Origin of the sequence: Chryseobacterium sp. KACC 21268 (assembly GCA_028736075.1) — a bacterium.
Classification (GTDB): Bacteria; Bacteroidota; Bacteroidia; order Flavobacteriales; family Weeksellaceae; genus Epilithonimonas.
Genome location: CP117875.1, coordinates 74,344 through 91,545 on the forward strand (window position 1 = coordinate 74,344; position 17,202 = coordinate 91,545).

Genomic DNA, 17,202 nt, shown 5'->3' on the forward strand with positions numbered 1-17,202 from the left:
CGCGTTACAGAATCACCACGCTGCCAGCATACGCCGATACTGAAGACTCTATCCCATCCTGAGAACGGAATGCAATCCATACATGCACCTCCTTCCCTGACATGTATGGCGGTAGCGTCACCGTAAGAGTAGTGTCTGTCCGTTCGCCCAGGTTTTCTAAGAATACCGGACTTTTCTGCGATTCATCATAATACAGCAGCTGCAATTCGTCTGTCAGCCTGTCGGAATTGCCCCCTGCGTTATTGTACCACTCCACGGTCAAGCTTCCTACCGCTGCAGAGTCTATTCCGGTAGGAACAGCTGCCAACAGATTCCCATGTGAGAACTGAATTTCCGAAAAATCCGGTGTAATCGTCATCAATGCAAAATCCAATTTGAACGCATTCAGCAAGTTGGTAATTGCCTGGTTGTAGCTGGACCTCATTCCCTGACGGTATCCAAAATACACCGATGCGTAGCCTTTGTACGGCAGGATGAAGTCGTAGCACTTTTTCATCCTTTCCTGAATTAGAAATTGCTTTGGAGATGGCGGCGTTGTTTTTTTACGCGGACGCACTCTCAAAATTTCGGTTCCGGCAACGTTTGCCACAACAAGTCGTCCAGTTCTACCGCTGGATCCTGACAATAAAGAATCATTTAATTTTCCCATGATATTAATTTTACGGGGTTAAACATGTCAAAGGTAAACTGCCGGTCTAACGGTTTTGCTACAGCTTCCGAAATTTGCCGAAACTTTCCGCTTTATCATTCTTTCGATAGGCTTTCTATAGGCTCGCTATAGGGTTTGGATAGGCTTTCTATAGGCTCGGGATAGGCTTTCTATAGGGTTTTTATAGGCTGGAAGGTTTCTTGTTGTAGGGATGAAACTGGTGGGATTGGAAGTGAAATCCATTTGTTGGATCTCTAAAAATCTGTTATTAAAGCTGTCGCTGCCTGGATCTATCAATCATTGTAAAAAAAAGCACAGAATACGGAAAACCGTAAAATTTTTCTGATTGCATTTATTAATTTGGTTTCAAATAAAACACAAACCATTATGAAACAATTTTCGCTTTTCAGTGAGAGCCAAATCAATGAATGGATTATGGCCCTCAAACAAATCATTGAAAATATTCTGAGCCAAGGCATCCAGCTCGACCGCAAAATGCTGATGACCGAAAAAGAGGTTGCCCAGCTCCTGAGAGTGAGTGAACGGACGATGCGCACTTACCGCCATCAAAACTATTTTCATCACATTAAAATTGAGGGCAACGTCTTTTATCTGCAATTCATCCTTTTTTTGGATTTGATTATTCTGAGTTTGGAGAGTGGTGGGTAGGTTGGGGTTGAAGGTTGGAAGATGGAGGATGGAAGTTGGGAGATGGAAAGTGAAAATTTTTGCCCCGACCCTAAAGGTAGAATTTTCACTGGGGATTGGGAGGTTGTGACTTTGTTGAATTATGTGATTATGCCTGATCTTTGGATGGTGGTGTTTTAATCTGGTTTATGAGCTGGAGGGCTGCTATTAACAGGAATGGCATGTACATTATTTTTGTGCGGACAAAGATGCCGAGGCATGAGTAGCGTTGTATAAAAAATAGGGATGATACCAGGAAGAATCCGATGGCGATCCGGCTGAATGTATTCAGATTGACTTTTTTGTAATGGCGGATATAATTGTACAAGGCAAAAATTAAAATTAGCACTACGAAGAGGTTTTCTACGCTTAGTATTACTTGCAACCACGATTGTGCATCGGCAAAGAACGGCCGAAAATTGAGTGCAAAAAATCTTTCGATCCAATTGTAATCTATCATTGGGACATAAGACCCTGCTCTTTTGAATGCTATTAATGATGCATTGTTGCGTTTCAAAATGTAGGCGATATCCCAGGGATTTCTGTTTAGCAGCCGCATTGTCATTAGATATAAACCTAAGACAGAAAGGAATGCTCCTAAAATCAGTGCGTATTTCTTAAATGTCCATTTTCTATTGGCGGTTATTGTCGTTGAAACGATTGCTATTACGAGAAACATTGTTACGTGCGGTCGGATAAGTACTAACAGTAGCCAGCCCACCACATATTTGATAGTAGCAAACCTTTTTTCTGAATGTTTTATGATGATCCATGTGGTAGCAAGCAATATCAATGGCTCTTTGCCTATGATGGCTGTCCAGAAATGTAAGTTTGGAAGAAGCACTATCAACATTAGCAGGTAACGGTTCCATCTATCAGACCCGGTTATCTTTCTGTCGGCAAAGCTGTAGAGCTCATAGATTGCATAATAACCTACAAGACTGTGCAGGACAAAGCCTGCCCATAATGGCAATTGCAAAAATTCTGAAAAAGGATAGTTGATCCATTTGATTACATCGGTTCCCACATTCAGATAGTACGCCCAATCTTCTGTTAAATTCCAATATCTGAGGGCGTCCCCCTGATGTTTGAGGATATATTGCCATGCTATCCCTGCAAAGCATAGGTGGTAAAATAGCAGAAAAACTGGAAATATAAAGCCTTTTTTCTCAGAGGCTTTACTCATGTTCTTTTCAGAAATTCTACGCCAATACTCCATTTTTTCAAAATTTAAATGATTTATTTGGCTTTTGGTTTTATCTTAGGCAGCATTCTCTGACTTCTAATTTTCTGTTGCTGATAGGAAAAGATCCACATCATGTAGATAATCAGACCCGGAAGGAACATATTCCTCATTCGGATCATAATACCGACATTCCCCAGAGATTGTGAAAAAGCAAGAGTGCCTACTATGAGGAAAAACACTAAACCTTTTATTACAAACGGCGCTGCTTTGAACGCTGCTATTGGATCTGTGCGTATTGCTTTGACGAAGACAATCACCAATATCAAATTTTCAAGGGATGCTATTAAACCGTTGATATTACGCACATCAAAAAAAAATGGTCTAAACCAAAATGTTAATACTTTAAGTGGAAATGGGTATGATGAAATATCAATTGCTGAGCCTGTACTGGCTCTGCTTAAAAGGTCTGCTTTTCCTGCTGCAAATTTATCAAATCCATCTGCCGAAGCCTCCTCAATTTTAGCAAATTCCATCACACTTGGTAAAATGGCGATTCCAATCCCGATCATTACTGCTGAAAACAAAAATCTTTGAAATCCTGAAACCTTGCCTCCCAAAACATATGCTAGACCAAATCCTACTAACAGAAATAATGCGATATGCGGTCTAATAGCCATTGACAATGATAAAGCTATCACAATTAAAAGAATTCTCTTAAAAGGCTTCATCAATCCGTAAGTAAACATTCCAATGCACAGGAAAAGTGTCGTATCCTTCCCTACTCCGGCACTCCAAAAATGAAGATTAGGCAGAAAGAATATCAGCGGAAAAAGGATGTAGCCACTAATAACAGAATTATAAGGAACATTTTTAACCGCAACTACGTAAAAAAAGGTCAACCCAAAAAATCCAAACATTGAGAATAATAACGTATTTGATAAATACGACATTCCCAGTAGATTTGAAAACGGAAAATTTAAGGCATTCATAAACATTGTCCCCTCACCATTAAACAAGCCTTCTTTAAAAGTCTCGAAAGCGTAGTTTTTAGGTGTTCGCCAATAACCCACTGCGTCACCTAAGATGAAAAAACAGTAATATGCCCCCATTAATAGATGAAAAAAAAACAGCCTCTTGAGCATTATTTCATCGTTATCAGAAATGTCATTCCTAAAAATATTAATGAAACCGAGACCCAACATAATAATAATTGGGATGTAAATGACATCAAGCAACATAAATATCGAGTTTACTTTTTATTACCGCGATAATTTTCTTTTCAAAAATCAAATAGTAAATGTAACTGGTGAGCACGATTACAAATATCACTGTAAAGAATTCGGCAAAAATAATGAATTGCGAGTCATTTTTTGGAAAAAACCTTACCAACATACTTTGCATAGGATTATGCAAAAGGTATAAGGAGTAACTGGAATTCCCCATCAACATAAATATATTTCTAGTACTTATTTTTTTATTCCAATACGATACACCGAGAAATACGAATAGAGATGCGGAGAGTACAAATATCAGATTTTGAAAAAATGGAAATAGATTAATGTTTAAATATTTTATTACCAGAAAACTAAGAAATCCTAGCACTGATGCGGAAAAAACATAATAATATTTGGTTTTAAAATTATACTTAACTAGATAAGCCACTAAAACACCAATGATAAATTCGAGATTGTACATACTAAAAATCACTTTCATGAATGGATGGCTAAGATCCATCTTAATTAATGCGGCTGTCATAATTCCTATAATCCAGATACCCAGGAAGTAGAACCAGCCCTTTTTCCAAAAGAAATTGAGAGAGAATACGAAATAAAAAAACATCTCAAATATTAAAGTCCATGCCACTGATAATGCAGGATTGCCATGCGGAATCAAAGTGAGTGATGTAAGCAGACTCATAGACCGGTCTGATCCGCTTACACTGGGAAGAGCATAGTAGAGTGCCAACATTGCTATAGAAATTGGAAGATAGGGAATATAAACCCGAATAATTCTATTGAAAGCGTACTTCTTAAAATACCCTCCATCTCCTCTGTACTTAAACGTAGTATAAGTGATAATAAAACCAGAGAGAACAAAGAAAAAATCAACCCCCAACTTTCCTATTTTCGCAATAAAAGCTAAAACTGGAATATCAAGATTATTAAAATGGGCAAAGGAAGCATAAGTATGATGAATAACAACCAATAATGCTGCTATTCCCCTATAAATCTGTAGAATATCAAAGTACTTTTTTTGCTCCATTATTGTTTTATTATGACTTCTCCCCAACTTTCTGCTGTGACTTGAATACAGTATTTATCTTCTACTAATTTTCTCGCAGCATGTCCCATCTCATTTCTCATTTGAGAATTATTTTTCAGAAAAAGGATTTTCTCAATCCATTCATCTTTAAGTTTTGCAATAAATCCTGTTTCATTATCAATACAAACTTCTTTGTTCATTCCCACATCAGAAGCCACCCCCGGAATTCCGCAGGCCGCATACTGAATCAATTTGTAGGCACATTTCCCTTTTTCCCATTCAGAATCCTGGAGCGGCATAATTCCAACATCCATCTTCAGTATTTCGGGAACTTCTGTATTTTCTGTCCACTGGATGTATTTTACGTTTTCTCCCAAATCCATATCCTCTGTAATCCCAACGATATGGAAATGAATATCTGAATCCTGATTTTGTAATTCTTTGATCCATTCTTTGCATGGCAGAAGGTGTTTTTCGAATGTTGTCTTTGTACCAATCCAGCCTACTACAAATTTCTCAAAATCTGATTTTTGTTTCAGTGGATATCGGTCCAAATCGATGACCGTTGGAATAATCTGTATTTTTTCTGCACCCGATCTGGATGCATATTCTGCTAAATATCCATTCCCTGCCACGACGATTTCGCTATAACGCATGACCTGAGCAATTTTATTCCTTAGAAATTTCTTAATTACAGGATTTGAACTCTGATCATAATTGTGAAAAATAGCATCGTCATAATCCACAATGTATTTAACGCCAGACGCCTTTAATATCCATTCTGCAAAAGCTGGCAGGAACGGAAAAATTTCTTTTTCGATAACCACCTTATCGTATTTCCAGACTGAAAACAACAGAAAAAATCTTCTTAAATACGATTTTAAAACTGCGCTGATGTTTTTTTTTCCGGCGTAAAAATCTTTCAGATAGGCTTCATCAAAAAAAGGTTTTACAACAGCCTGCATCCCTGCTGCTTCCAAATAAGGAAAATACTGGTAGCTGCGCATTCTGCTGCTGCCTGCCATTCTTGTATATTTGGTGAGGTATAGGATTTTCATTAATTGGTTTTATTGATAGCCTTGATGTATGATTGTGCAGCGGCATCCAGAGAAAAGTACTCTTGCGCTGTTGCTGCAATTTTATTTTTATCCGCAAATATAGCCTTTTCTAAAAAGTTGTTGATTTTTTCTTGTTGAGCCTGTAATCCTAAATTGTGGTCATATAAATAACATTCCGGAAAATGTGGTAAGATACTATCCGTATCACCAATTCCTTTACTCGCAATTACTGGTAATCCGCACAAAAGATATTCACCTAACTTTATCGGTGCAACACCCTGCATGCTGAAACTCGTTTGTCGCAGAGCAAATGCCAAATCTGCAGCATTGAGATAAAAAGGGACTTCTTCTGATTTTACAGATTTTAGAATAATTTTCCCTTGTAATTCTTCCGGCATATTTTGCTGAGCAAAGGCTGTGTTACCTGTTAGAATTAGAAATTTAGATTTTTTTTCAGTTGTATGACTTTTGAAAATCTCCAGCATCTCCGGAAGGCAGTATTGTGGACCTAGCGAACCTGCATAAACAAATAAGAATTCGTTTTCCAATCCTAAATCCTGGCGTGCCTGATGCCTTACATCGCTGTTCAATTTAAAAAGATCCTTGTCTCTTCCATTGAAAACTACTGAGAATTTTTCCCTGTTTTCTTCTCCTATATTATTGATGTGAATTTCAACTGCTTTTTGGGATCTTGCGATCACTGCATCTGCATTTTTCAGCATTTTGGTTTCAGTAGATTTCATCAATTTGTATTGAAAAGAATCTTTTTTGAGACCGGCAAAATCTATTCGTTCTTCGATTGGTAGGCCATCCGCATCAAAAATGATTTTGCAATTACCTCTCAAGCCCTTTTTCTCTAATTTGTCACTTCCTATGATTTGATTGATCATCATTGCCGGAAAAGTGCTTCTTGGCATTACGATGTCAATTTTATTATCCTGAATGTATTTTTTGATCTTGCGTGATGAAGTGAAAACCGTCAATAAGCTCCCCAACGATACAGTAGGCTTCCTAAGGATTGGTAAAGCAGAATAAGTTATCCCCATTTTTTGAGCCACCTCTCTAGTATGGTTTATCTTTTTATCTTCTGCCCAAGTGAACTGAAGGATATGAAAATTCACATTTTTGTTCTTCGCAACTTCTTGAAAAATCGGCATAAAAAGACCTTCCATGTAGGAAGTCTGAGGTCCGTCCCAAGTGATAAAGAGTAGGTTTGTAGGCATTAATTCTTATTATAAATTTTCATTAATTCCATAACATGGTTGTCCAATGAAAAATTTTCTACAACCGTTTGATGTCCTGCTAATGCTATTGCTTGACGCCGTTCTTTGGACATTTCAATGATATTTTTAATTTTTTCGTACAAAGCTTTTTCATCATCAGCAGGAGTTACAAACCCATTCTCCGAATCAATGATAATTTCCGGAGCAGCTCCAACATTTGTGCTCAAAGAAAGTGTCTTGCTGTACATTGCTTCTACTAACGAATTGGAAAATCCCTCAGTAAATGAATTAAGAATGTACAAATCAGAATTTTGCAAATATGGATATGGATCTGTGATAAAACCTATAAATTTAACCGTGTTCTGCAAATTCAGTTCTATGACTAGTTGTTTCAAACTAGCTTCTAATACTCCAGAGCCTGCTATCGTTAATTGGACATTAATATTTTCCTTGATTAGAAGTGAGATAACCCTTAATAGACCCTCGATGTTTTTAACTGGCTCTAAGCGAGAAATTGTAACTATTTTAAATGCTCCTGAATCATTCCGAATCATTGACCAATCCAGGTCGCGAAATATAATTGGATTATCGATCTTAATTAGTTTACTTCTGGGAACCCTATCCAAGCGATGAACTGCATCTAATACAGCAGAAGAATTGCCAATAATAAAATTTGCCAATTTATATACTTTGGAAAAAATAAACTGAGCCTTTTTACTGTGGCTGGGAATACCAATTTCTTCAGCAATAATCACTGGAATGCCGGCTAACTTAGCTGCTAAAACCCCATGAAAATTAGCCTCTGCACCAGAAGTGTGAACTACATCCGGTTTTTCTTTTTTAATTACTGAAAAAACTTTCCATAATGTCGAAATGTTGTAAATGGATGGGACTGCCTGCAGGCAAATAACCTGTTTGTTATTCGCCTTAATCTTTTCAGCTGCTTTACCCTCCTTGTTCAAACATACAAAGAGCCACTCATTGTCATCATCTACATAAGAGACATTGGTAAGTCTAGTCTCGACACCACCAAAATCGAGAAATGTGGAAAGTCTAAGTATTTTCATTTACAAAATGATTAATCGCATAAGCATATTCTTCTTCCAAAACAAAGTCACCATCTTTCTGTAACCATACTCCATTTTCTTCGAAGAAATATTTATCACCATTTGTTAAAGTAGCTGGACCAAATGCTGTTCCTTGATATTCAAACAAAAAGCAAGTATTTGTTTTGTCTATACCAATGTCTAATGAAATAAAAGGCACATTAAACTTTATTTTTAAATTCTTCGCAAAATTCAAAACTTCAGTCGGAGGAACTGTCCATTTTAATTTTCCACTACCACTTGCTCGAAAATCGTTATCACGAATGCCTCTTCTTACTGCAAAAAACTTATCACCAAAAATAAGAACTTTAAAATCACATTCTAATCCTGGCACAAATTCTTGTACTACCACAGGAATTCTTTTGGTAAAGACATCCTTAAAATTCTGATCCAGTAAATGATTTACAGGTGAAAGATTAAAATCTTTTTTAAAAGAATTTCTTTTATTCAAATGAAATGCAGCTTTTTCTTTTAAAGTTTTCTTTTTTGATAGATCTCTAAATTGATCTAATTCTTTTTTATTATAAATCAGCTGAACACCACTTGAGAGTGCTCCTTTTAATTTTTTAAGGACAAATGGGAAAACATTATCTTGTTCACAAAGTTCATCAATATCTCCATAATAGGTTCCAAACACCTTTTCTATTCCTAATAAATCTTTATATAGTTCTTGGTAACCTTTATTCTCAAGAGAATTCAATTGATGCTGATTAGGAATTAAAACTATATCGGGTCTTTTCAACGATATATAGAGTATTGTGTCTTGAATAAATTTTAAATAATCAATATTGTATACAGATGAATAAAATAAAACTGAATCTATAGGAATATTTTCTAGCGATTCTCTTAATTTTGAAAAAGGAATAATATGTACATTCGCATCATACGTTGATTCAAGCTGTATCTTAACAGAGTCTATATCTAGTCCCATCCAGATACGACCAGAAAAGAATTGTTTAAAAATGGGTGATATAATTATATTCATTTTTTAATTTCATATTTTTTAATTAATTTGGCTGGATTACCTCCATATAGAGAGTTTGAAGGCACCAAACCTTTCACAACACTATTAGCAGCTATCACAGCTCCCTTTTCTATAGTAGTCCCTCCTAAAATTATACATCCTGTTCCAATCCAAACATTATCCTCTATAGAAATAGGCTTACCTTCATCTTGAGTATTAATTCTGTTTTCAGGATTGTCAAAAGATAATAAATGGCCATTTGAATCAATTATTTGAGTATTAGCAGCTATCAAACAATTTTTCCCAATTTCAATTTTTTTAAATGCGTGGATACAAGATCCATTAACTCTTGTATTACTACCTATTTTTATTAAACTATTCTTTTTATCTGCAACTAGTTTAACACATGAAAACATTCCTAAATGATAATGTTTTTTATCAGAATTAAGGGTTACATTATCATCTAAGACTATTTTTGCATTTTTATGCTTGATAATAATTGGAGGAAATAAAACAATTAATTTCCTACCGTATTCAACTTTTTTAAGCTTGAGTAATGTTTTTGTATAAATTGATAGTAATCTAATTTTAACCCTATGTATTTTAAAAATTAAGTATGGTATCATATTTTCATTTCAAAAATTTCACTGTAAATTTCAAATATTTATTAACTAAAATCCTGAGTTTCGAATTTTGCATTTTGCTAAAGTAAGATGACTTAATCCTATAAAATGAATAAAAAGGTATATTCAAGCCTAACAGATCAATAAAAAAAGAGGTTTTATCCGGATTAGAAAAATTATATTCGAATAATCTACTATACATAAATCTCTTAGCAAATAGCCTGTACTTATCTTCTGATTGTGCAAAATTCTCCAGTTTACTTGCAAAGCTAAATTCAAAATCAGATTTTTCTTTGGTCACCTGCCCAACAATTTCTATATCATAGTATGATAAAATATTTTTAATTTTGAAAAAATTATTAGACTGTGCAACCAGCCTTAACCACATGTCAATATCTTCGCCTCTTCTGAGAGATGTATCAAATCCTTTAGTTTTTTTAAACAACTCCTTTTTGACTATAACAGAAGATGAATGAATAATTGCAGAATAAGAAGATTTTAGTAAATATTCTTTTTCTGAAATTTTTCTATAAATAAGCTTTTTATTTTTTCTCTGTAATTTTGACTTATTACTAGTAAACCCAGTATTAATTAAATCCGGGTTTTTAATACTTATTAATTTATTCACATATAACAGAAAATCTTTCTGCCAAAAATCATCTGCGTCTAAGAATGCTACATAATCGTATTTAGAATTCATAACGCCACAATTTCTTGATGCAGACACACCTTGATTAGATTGTTGTATCAAGGTTATTTTCTCACTATAACTTTCTTGTAGAAAATATTTCAAGTCATCTTTTGAACCATCATCAACAATAATAATTTCAAAATTTTGATAGGTTTGAGCCAAAACAGAGTCAATACATCTCTTAATGTATTGTCTTTTTTTATAATATGGGATAACTACAGAAAACATAAATCACATCCATTGAATATTAGTTTTAATAACTTTAGCTGGAACACCGCCAGCTAAACAGTTTGCAGGAATATCCTTATTAACCAGAGAACCTGCTGCTATCACAGCACCATCTCCAATTGTTACCCCTTTCAGTACCGTTACATTGGTGCCTATCCATACTTTATTCCCAATCACGATAGGGGCTTTCGGAGTGCCATTGCCTAAAATTTCATGTGCATCGCTATCCCAAATGGTAAAATTCTCAGATATAGCAACATTCTGACCAATTGAGATATTGTCGTAACATCTAATCTTACAGTATCTATTAATATATCCACTACCCAGACTTAGTTTTGCATTTTCAAAAACCATTATATCACAGCCACTGTGAATAAAAAATGTGTTTTGAACATTTAGTGTCGCATTTTTATACATTTCAAGGTTTCCAATGAAAGGGTCTTTCTTTGTAATATATCTGTTTAAAGCGAGGGAGCCTTTCGAAATGTTTATTGTGGCTGTCTTACTAATACTATAAAAAAACTTTCCAAAAAGTAAAATTCTGGAATTTGTTCTTCGTCCTTTGGTACTCAAATTAATCCATAAAGAACTAGGCCTTAACAGATTTATATTTTTGATATAGTATTGTTTTAAGATATTCAGCATTTTACTTTACTGAATATAGTTTTTCATACAATTGGGAGACTTTTTCCACATATACCTCTTCGGTATATTCAGTAACAGCCTTTTCAAAACCTTTCCTTCCCATCTTTTCGCATAATATTTTATCACTGTGCAATTGCTCCATTGCTGAAGAAATTCCTTTTATATCAAATTTTTCCACCAGAAGGCCTGTTTCATTATTATCAACAATGTATTTCATTCCTCCGACTCTTGTAGCAATTACTGGCAAATTATTTAGCATTGCTTCGGCTAAAACTAAACCAAAAGCTTCATAAGCAGAAACCAAAGTAAAAACATCCATTAATTTATAATACAAAGTAACATCAGATTGATATCCTGCAAAAATTATTTTATCATCTACCTTTAATTCCTTTGCTAATTCGCGATATTGTTTCAGATATTCTTCGACACCACCTACCATCAGCAACTTTACGTTATTTTTATCTTTAGAAAAATCTGAAAAAGCCTTTATCAAATCTGAAAAACGCTTATGGTGGTCATTCTTAAATCTACCTACAGTGCCAAATACAAAATCATCTTCTGTGATTCCCCATTTCTGCTTTTCAGCCAATACTTCTTCTGCAGCAATTTCTCTTGGCTTTTTAACGCCATTGTTTATCAGCGTTATTTTCTTATCTGATACCTTTAATTTTTTTCTCAGGTAATCTTCTGTTACCCCCTCAGAAACTCCGACGACTTTATCTGATATAAATGAAAATAATTTCATCAATAAGTTTGCTTTCCAGGATCTATTTTGTGGATCAGATGTTTCCTCAATAATAGTAATAGGAACTCTTTTTAGAGCACCATTTATAGCAGCCATCGTAACACCTTCGAAAACTGCACCGTGTATAATATCCGGTTTATAATCTTCAATGATTTTTTGAACAGATAGATGCTGCTTTATATCAAAAATATTTTTTATCGAATTGTTAAGACAAATAATTTCTACTCCTTCATTCCGGATTTCTTGTCCTATATTTCCCACCTCGTGCTGGCAAATAATCTTTTGCTGAAATTTACTCTTATCCAGCAATTTAGCTAGAGATAATCGCCGTCTTTCTACGCCTCCGGAACCAATTGTTTCTTGTATGTGAAGAATTTTAATCATAAGCTACAAATATTTTGGGTATTCAAACTGTTACTTTTTTTACCCCATTCTGCATTTAGCAATTCACGATGAACAGCAATAATGTTTGAATTAAGTGGATTTTTAACAAGATTCTCATCTTTGAGATCAGCTATGGTAAACACATTATACCCTTTACTAATTAAATCTTTATATACAACACTCTCTTTTTGGAAATAGATCTTGGCACCTAAATATAAAAGCGCAATAATATTTCCCATTGCTTGCTGTCTGATGTGCCCCATAATAACATTATCGCATTGTTGCAATATTTCCATGTACTGCTCATAAGGCAAAAAATCTGGAATTACATTAACTTTATTTCCCAGACGTGTTTCAGATTGCTCAATTATGAATTTTTTATAGTCTTTATTGCCATAACTTAATGGTATAAATATCTTATCAAAAAAATTAATTGTGTTTCCATTTTCCAATCTTTCAAATATATCTAAATGGTTGTTGGTTGGCGTCGCACTATTACCGATTAACAAATTTTTATCTGTAATCTTGAAATCCTCATATCCAGCTATGTAATTATCCTGCAAGTTTCCATAATTCCAAGCAATATAATTGGGCCGAAAATTAGGATAATTTATTTTAATCATATCATATTCACTTTCCAGGACTGGTGAGAAATAATCAATACGTTGCAAAGCCTTCACTTTAAGAATTCGTGATATTTTCTTTAATTTCCTGGTAAAATAAGAATTTTTAGCATTAAGATACTTCGCCGTTTGTCTGCCATAAAGACTAAATTTAGGAAGCGTATCGATTAACCAATAATAATCGCCTCCCCACCCTATCCATACAACTTTAATTTCTGGATTTAATTTCGATATTATCCTTCGCGCATTTTTATTTAAGAAATGGATTACTACAATTTGATATCTATTAATGGCTTCCATTAATCTTTCGAGATAAATATCAGCTCCGTTCCAATAGTGCTGGTAAGGAAAGTTGATAAAAACCGGTTGCTCGCTTTCAGATATAAACAAATATTCATTAGTTACATTTTCCGTCTGCGAAAATTCTTGATATACAAATTTTCCAAATTTATCGTCAGTTACAATGTGTAAGATTCGCTTCATTTATGTCTATAACTATTAGGACTTTAAAAATTTCCACATTAGGGTTTTAACCATTTTATAGTTTTTCTTAAAATCAATTGATAAATTTTTTAGAATAATAATGACTGCATCAGAAGTCTTATTTTGCAAAATTCTTCTATAAATCAATTTATAATCATACTCATTTTTATAGTAACTAATTAAATCAGAAAATTTATAATTTGTAAAAGAATTAAATTCATCCATATTTTTATAAATATTATTGAATTTAGATAATAACTGATCCTCCCTTTGCTTGGAAGACCAAGAGCCAATACTATTCAGCCTATAGACTGTAGTTAGGTCTTCAATGTAACCTATCTCACCTTCAGAAATAGCCAATAAACCAAGTGGAAAATCTCCAACTATACAATTATTAATGTATTGTGGAAAAGGATCAATTACTTTTTTGTCGAAAACAATACTTGCAGTACAAAAATCACCTCCCATATTTAGCAAAAATGTTTTCTTTCCAATGATACCATTTTTAAAGGTTTTATGTCTATAATACAATCCCCAAACACCATTGTTAGTAAGAGTCTTTGACCCTGTAAATACAAATGCGCAAGACTTATTTTTTTCAAAAAAAAGCATTTGTTTTGATAATTTATCCTCATCTATCCAATAGTCATCTCCTTCACATAAAGCAATATATTTTCCTGTTGCTTGTTGTAATGCCCAAATAAAATTAGGCATCATTCCCTTATTTTGATCGTGCTTGGTATATTTAATTATAAAGTTTTCCGGTAATTCTCTACCTGCTAAATATTTTTTTATAATATTATCAGTATCATCAGGAGAATTGTCATTGGCAATTAGAACTTCAATCTCTCCAGGATAATTTTGCATCAGAATACCTTCTAAAGTTTGAACGATATAATTCTCATGTCCATAGGTAATAGTTACAACACTTATTTTGGGATTATTTATCATTAACTAAGGATTATTTTTATGGTAAACATTTAAATTTTAGAAACAGCATCTACCTTGAAATCACGCTGTTTTTATATATTAGGATTGCTGATGATTTTAATTCGATTGTTAATAATATTAAATAATTAGAAACTAAATTCTTAGTATTAATTGAACAAAGTCAAAAAGCTTTTACCTTTTAATTATTTTGTACCCTTAGTAACAATCTGCAAATAAGATCTACTTCTTCCATTGTCAAATCATAGTATAGCGGAAGACAAAGAACTCTTTTTGCCACATCATCGGTAATATCAAAATTTTTGGGATCCAAATAAGGCAATGCATTTGCTAAACTGGGATAAAAATACCTTCTTGTACCAACCTCATTTAATTGTAGATGATCTTTACATTTTAACATTAATTCTTCTGAATCAAATACAATAGCATAATAGGATGCATTATTCTCGGACTTTTTAAACCAGACTGGACGTCTTGCTTTTAATGTCTGCAGTTTTTCGTCGTATCTTTTTATTATCGCCTTTCTTTTTGATGAAATATCTTCAATATGTTTTAAGTTCGTCAATCCCATTGCAGCGTGGAACTCAGAATTCTTTCCATTAAGTCCTAAATCAGAAAATGTATCGTGTCCAGAGATACCAAAATTTCTTATTGACGCCAACTTTTTTAAAAGATCAGGATTGGGAGTAATGATCAGCCCCCCTTCGACAGAGTGGTACAACTTAGTCGCATGCAAGCTGCAAGTCGAAATATCACCAAACTCAAAAATTGATTTACCATCAATTTGTACATTAAACGCATGTGCTGCATCATAAATAACCTTTAGATTATGTTTTTTAGCAATTCGTTCAATTTCAAAAACATCACAAGGATTCCCGTAGACGTGGGTCGCCAATATTGCTGAGGTTTTTTCGGTAATCGCAGCCTCAATTAATTTAGCATCAATATTTAAAGTTTGAGAGTCTATATCGACAAAAACCGGATCACAGCCTTCCCATACAATACTGCTAGTAGTGGCAACAAACGAAAATGGGGTTGTAATTATTTCACCTTTCAGATCTAGGGCTTTAATTGCCATTTGCAATGCAACAGTACCATTAGTTACATAAAGAAGATGCTCAACATTTAAGTGCTCCTTAAGCTCCATTTCAAGCTGACTTGCAAGCGGTCCCATATTGGTCAACCAACTTCTTTTCCAAATGCCGTCCAAATATCTCTCGTACTCTTCCTGTGGTGGAAGAAATGGTTGTGTTACTGGTATCATCTTTTTAAAATTTCTTTTAGATATGTAATTTCTTTAAATTTTAGAATCCATCCTGTTGCCAAATATATCGATGTAAAGCTAATGCATATTATTAACATTCTTAACAAATCAGTTATTTGTTGAAGCCAAAAATAATCAAACCAATATAGCATCATTGCTATCAATCCTGCTAACACCAGTATAGGTATCAAGTCAGCAAGCTGCTGAAAAGAACCGTATTTTATTATTTTGCCTGAATAGTGACTATTCACAAAAAATGACAAACAAGATGTAAAAACCTGCCCCCAAAGAATACCCATGATTCCATAATTAAGTGAAATTAGCAGTACGCAAACAATTAGTATCTTTTTGACAATTTCTAATTTCAAAAAGAGATCTGATTTGCCTTTGACCATCAATATATTTAAATTGTAGGAATGGATAGGATATAAAATGCCAGCTAAAGATAATATTTGAAAATACGGAACAGCAGGCAACCATTTTTCTGTAAGTAGAAAACGTATTAGAGGTTCTGCAATAACTATTGCCATTAAAAGAATTGGCGCAATTATGAAAATTACTAGTTTCATAATTTTCTTATAAACGTCTTTTAATTTCACATCATCATCACCCAACTTTGCAAACAATGGAAAAGTAACCTTATTCAATGCATTTGATAAATTAGTAATGGGTAATTGCTTAAGATTGTCTGCTCTACTGTAGTATCCTAATTGAGTAGGTGAAAAAACTTTTCCTATGACAATGGTATAAATATTATTAAAAACAGTTTCTAAAAGACTGGAAATTGTCATTTTATACCCAAAATTAAAATGATATTTGAATTTTACTCTATTAAAAATCAATGATGGTTTCCAATCACTATACATCCAATATTGAACAGTTGAAATCAGACTTTGAATTAAGGGATAATATACTAATGCCCAAACGCCAAATCCATAATACGCTAATACTACACCCAAGATTCCGCCTATAATTAGGGAAGGAAGCTGTATTTTAAATGACGTTTTGAAATCTAAATCTTTCGTAAATCGAATTGCTTGTACAGTTGTTAAAGATTTGATTATCAAAAGTAGTCCATAGACCCTTATTATTGGAACCAGTAGAGCTAGCTTATAAAAATTAGCAATAAGAGGCGCAAATAAAAAAATTAAGATGTAAAGTATTATAGAGGCAAAAAAATTAAACCAGAAAACAGTAGATAAATCTGAATCATCTGCATCATTTGATCTTATTAAGCTAGATGCCATTCCTCCATCTACCAAAGTGGTAGAAATTGATATTACCACACTAAACATCGCAATGATCCCAAAATCTGATGGTAAAAGTACTCTGGCTAAAATTAGAGAAATAAAGAAATTAATCAGCTGTGTTCCGAACTGCTGTCCAAAAGTCCATACCAACCCAGAAAGTGCTTGTTTTTTTAATGACATCTA

General features: G+C 33.8%; 17 protein-coding genes. 1 reads left to right on the forward strand and 16 read right to left on the reverse strand.

All coding sequences use genetic code 11. The features are described from left to right. Positions 1–4: 4 nt before the first annotated feature. Entirely contained in the window at positions 5–649 is a 645-nt protein-coding gene (locus PQ459_00360) for a DUF6266 family protein (protein ID WDF46947.1), read from the reverse strand. A 435-nt stretch (positions 650–1,084) separates the two neighbouring features. Here PQ459_00360 and PQ459_00365 point away from each other — a divergent pair, with 435 nt between their 5' ends. Further along, entirely contained in the window at positions 1,085–1,318 is a 234-nt protein-coding gene (locus tag PQ459_00365) for a helix-turn-helix domain-containing protein (GenBank protein ID WDF46948.1), read from the forward strand. 127 nt (positions 1,319–1,445) lie between these two features. Here the strand turns inward: PQ459_00365 and PQ459_00370 are convergent, their stop codons facing one another. From PQ459_00370 to PQ459_00440, 15 genes are all read right to left on the reverse strand, one after another. Continuing rightward, positions 1,446–2,555 (reverse strand): hypothetical protein, encoded by a 1,110-nt coding sequence (locus PQ459_00370; protein WDF46949.1) that lies wholly within the window; start codon positions 2,553–2,555, stop codon positions 1,446–1,448. 20 nt (positions 2,556–2,575) lie between these two features. Beyond that, the gene (locus PQ459_00375; protein WDF46950.1) at positions 2,576–3,724 is read right to left on the reverse strand and encodes a hypothetical protein; all 1,149 of its coding nucleotides are present in this window, start codon (positions 3,722–3,724) and stop codon (positions 2,576–2,578) included. A 25-nt stretch (positions 3,725–3,749) separates the two neighbouring features. Continuing rightward, entirely contained in the window at positions 3,750–4,784 is a 1,035-nt protein-coding gene (locus PQ459_00380; protein WDF46951.1) for an acyltransferase, read from the reverse strand. Further along, entirely contained in the window at positions 4,784–5,842 is a 1,059-nt protein-coding gene (locus tag PQ459_00385) for a glycosyltransferase family 4 protein (GenBank protein ID WDF46952.1), read from the reverse strand. Before PQ459_00385 ends, PQ459_00380 begins: the two co-directional genes overlap by 1 nt. Continuing rightward, positions 5,842–7,065 carry a glycosyltransferase gene (locus tag PQ459_00390; GenBank protein ID WDF46953.1) on the reverse strand — a complete coding sequence of 408 codons (1,224 nt, stop codon included), beginning with the start codon at positions 7,063–7,065 and terminating at the stop codon, positions 5,842–5,844. The genes PQ459_00385 and PQ459_00390 overlap by 1 nt, the downstream gene beginning before the upstream one ends. Further along, positions 7,065–8,132, reverse strand: a complete 1,068-nt coding sequence (locus PQ459_00395) for a glycosyltransferase (protein WDF46954.1) — start codon at positions 8,130–8,132, stop codon at positions 7,065–7,067. The genes PQ459_00390 and PQ459_00395 overlap by 1 nt, the downstream gene beginning before the upstream one ends. Further along, positions 8,119–9,156, reverse strand: a complete 1,038-nt coding sequence (locus PQ459_00400) for a hypothetical protein (GenBank protein ID WDF46955.1) — start codon at positions 9,154–9,156, stop codon at positions 8,119–8,121. The genes PQ459_00395 and PQ459_00400 overlap by 14 nt, the downstream gene beginning before the upstream one ends. Next, entirely contained in the window at positions 9,153–9,761 is a 609-nt protein-coding gene (locus PQ459_00405; GenBank protein WDF46956.1) for an acyltransferase, read from the reverse strand. Before PQ459_00405 ends, PQ459_00400 begins: the two co-directional genes overlap by 4 nt. A 4-nt stretch (positions 9,762–9,765) precedes the next feature. Beyond that, entirely contained in the window at positions 9,766–10,677 is a 912-nt protein-coding gene (locus tag PQ459_00410; protein WDF46957.1) for a glycosyltransferase family A protein, read from the reverse strand. A 3-nt stretch (positions 10,678–10,680) separates the two neighbouring features. After that, positions 10,681–11,322, reverse strand: a complete 642-nt coding sequence (locus PQ459_00415; GenBank protein WDF46958.1) for an acyltransferase — start codon at positions 11,320–11,322, stop codon at positions 10,681–10,683. A gap of 1 nt (position 11,323) precedes the next feature. Beyond that, the gene (locus tag PQ459_00420; GenBank protein ID WDF46959.1) at positions 11,324–12,451 is read right to left on the reverse strand and encodes a glycosyltransferase; all 1,128 of its coding nucleotides are present in this window, start codon (positions 12,449–12,451) and stop codon (positions 11,324–11,326) included. Continuing rightward, a complete protein-coding gene (locus PQ459_00425; protein WDF46960.1) occupies positions 12,448–13,557 on the reverse strand; it encodes a TDP-N-acetylfucosamine:lipid II N-acetylfucosaminyltransferase in 1,110 nt (369 codons plus the stop codon). The genes PQ459_00420 and PQ459_00425 overlap by 4 nt, the downstream gene beginning before the upstream one ends. Before the next feature lie 15 nt (positions 13,558–13,572). Further along, positions 13,573–14,508: a glycosyltransferase gene (locus PQ459_00430; protein WDF46961.1), complete on the reverse strand. Its 936-nt coding sequence runs from the start codon at positions 14,506–14,508 to the stop codon at positions 13,573–13,575. A gap of 178 nt (positions 14,509–14,686) precedes the next feature. Beyond that, positions 14,687–15,769, reverse strand: a complete 1,083-nt coding sequence (locus tag PQ459_00435; protein ID WDF46962.1) for a DegT/DnrJ/EryC1/StrS family aminotransferase — start codon at positions 15,767–15,769, stop codon at positions 14,687–14,689. Further along, complete coding sequence (locus tag PQ459_00440; GenBank protein ID WDF46963.1) at positions 15,766–17,199, reverse strand: lipopolysaccharide biosynthesis protein; 1,434 nt, start codon at positions 17,197–17,199, stop codon at positions 15,766–15,768. Before PQ459_00440 ends, PQ459_00435 begins: the two co-directional genes overlap by 4 nt. Between the last annotated feature and the right edge of the window lie 3 nt (positions 17,200–17,202).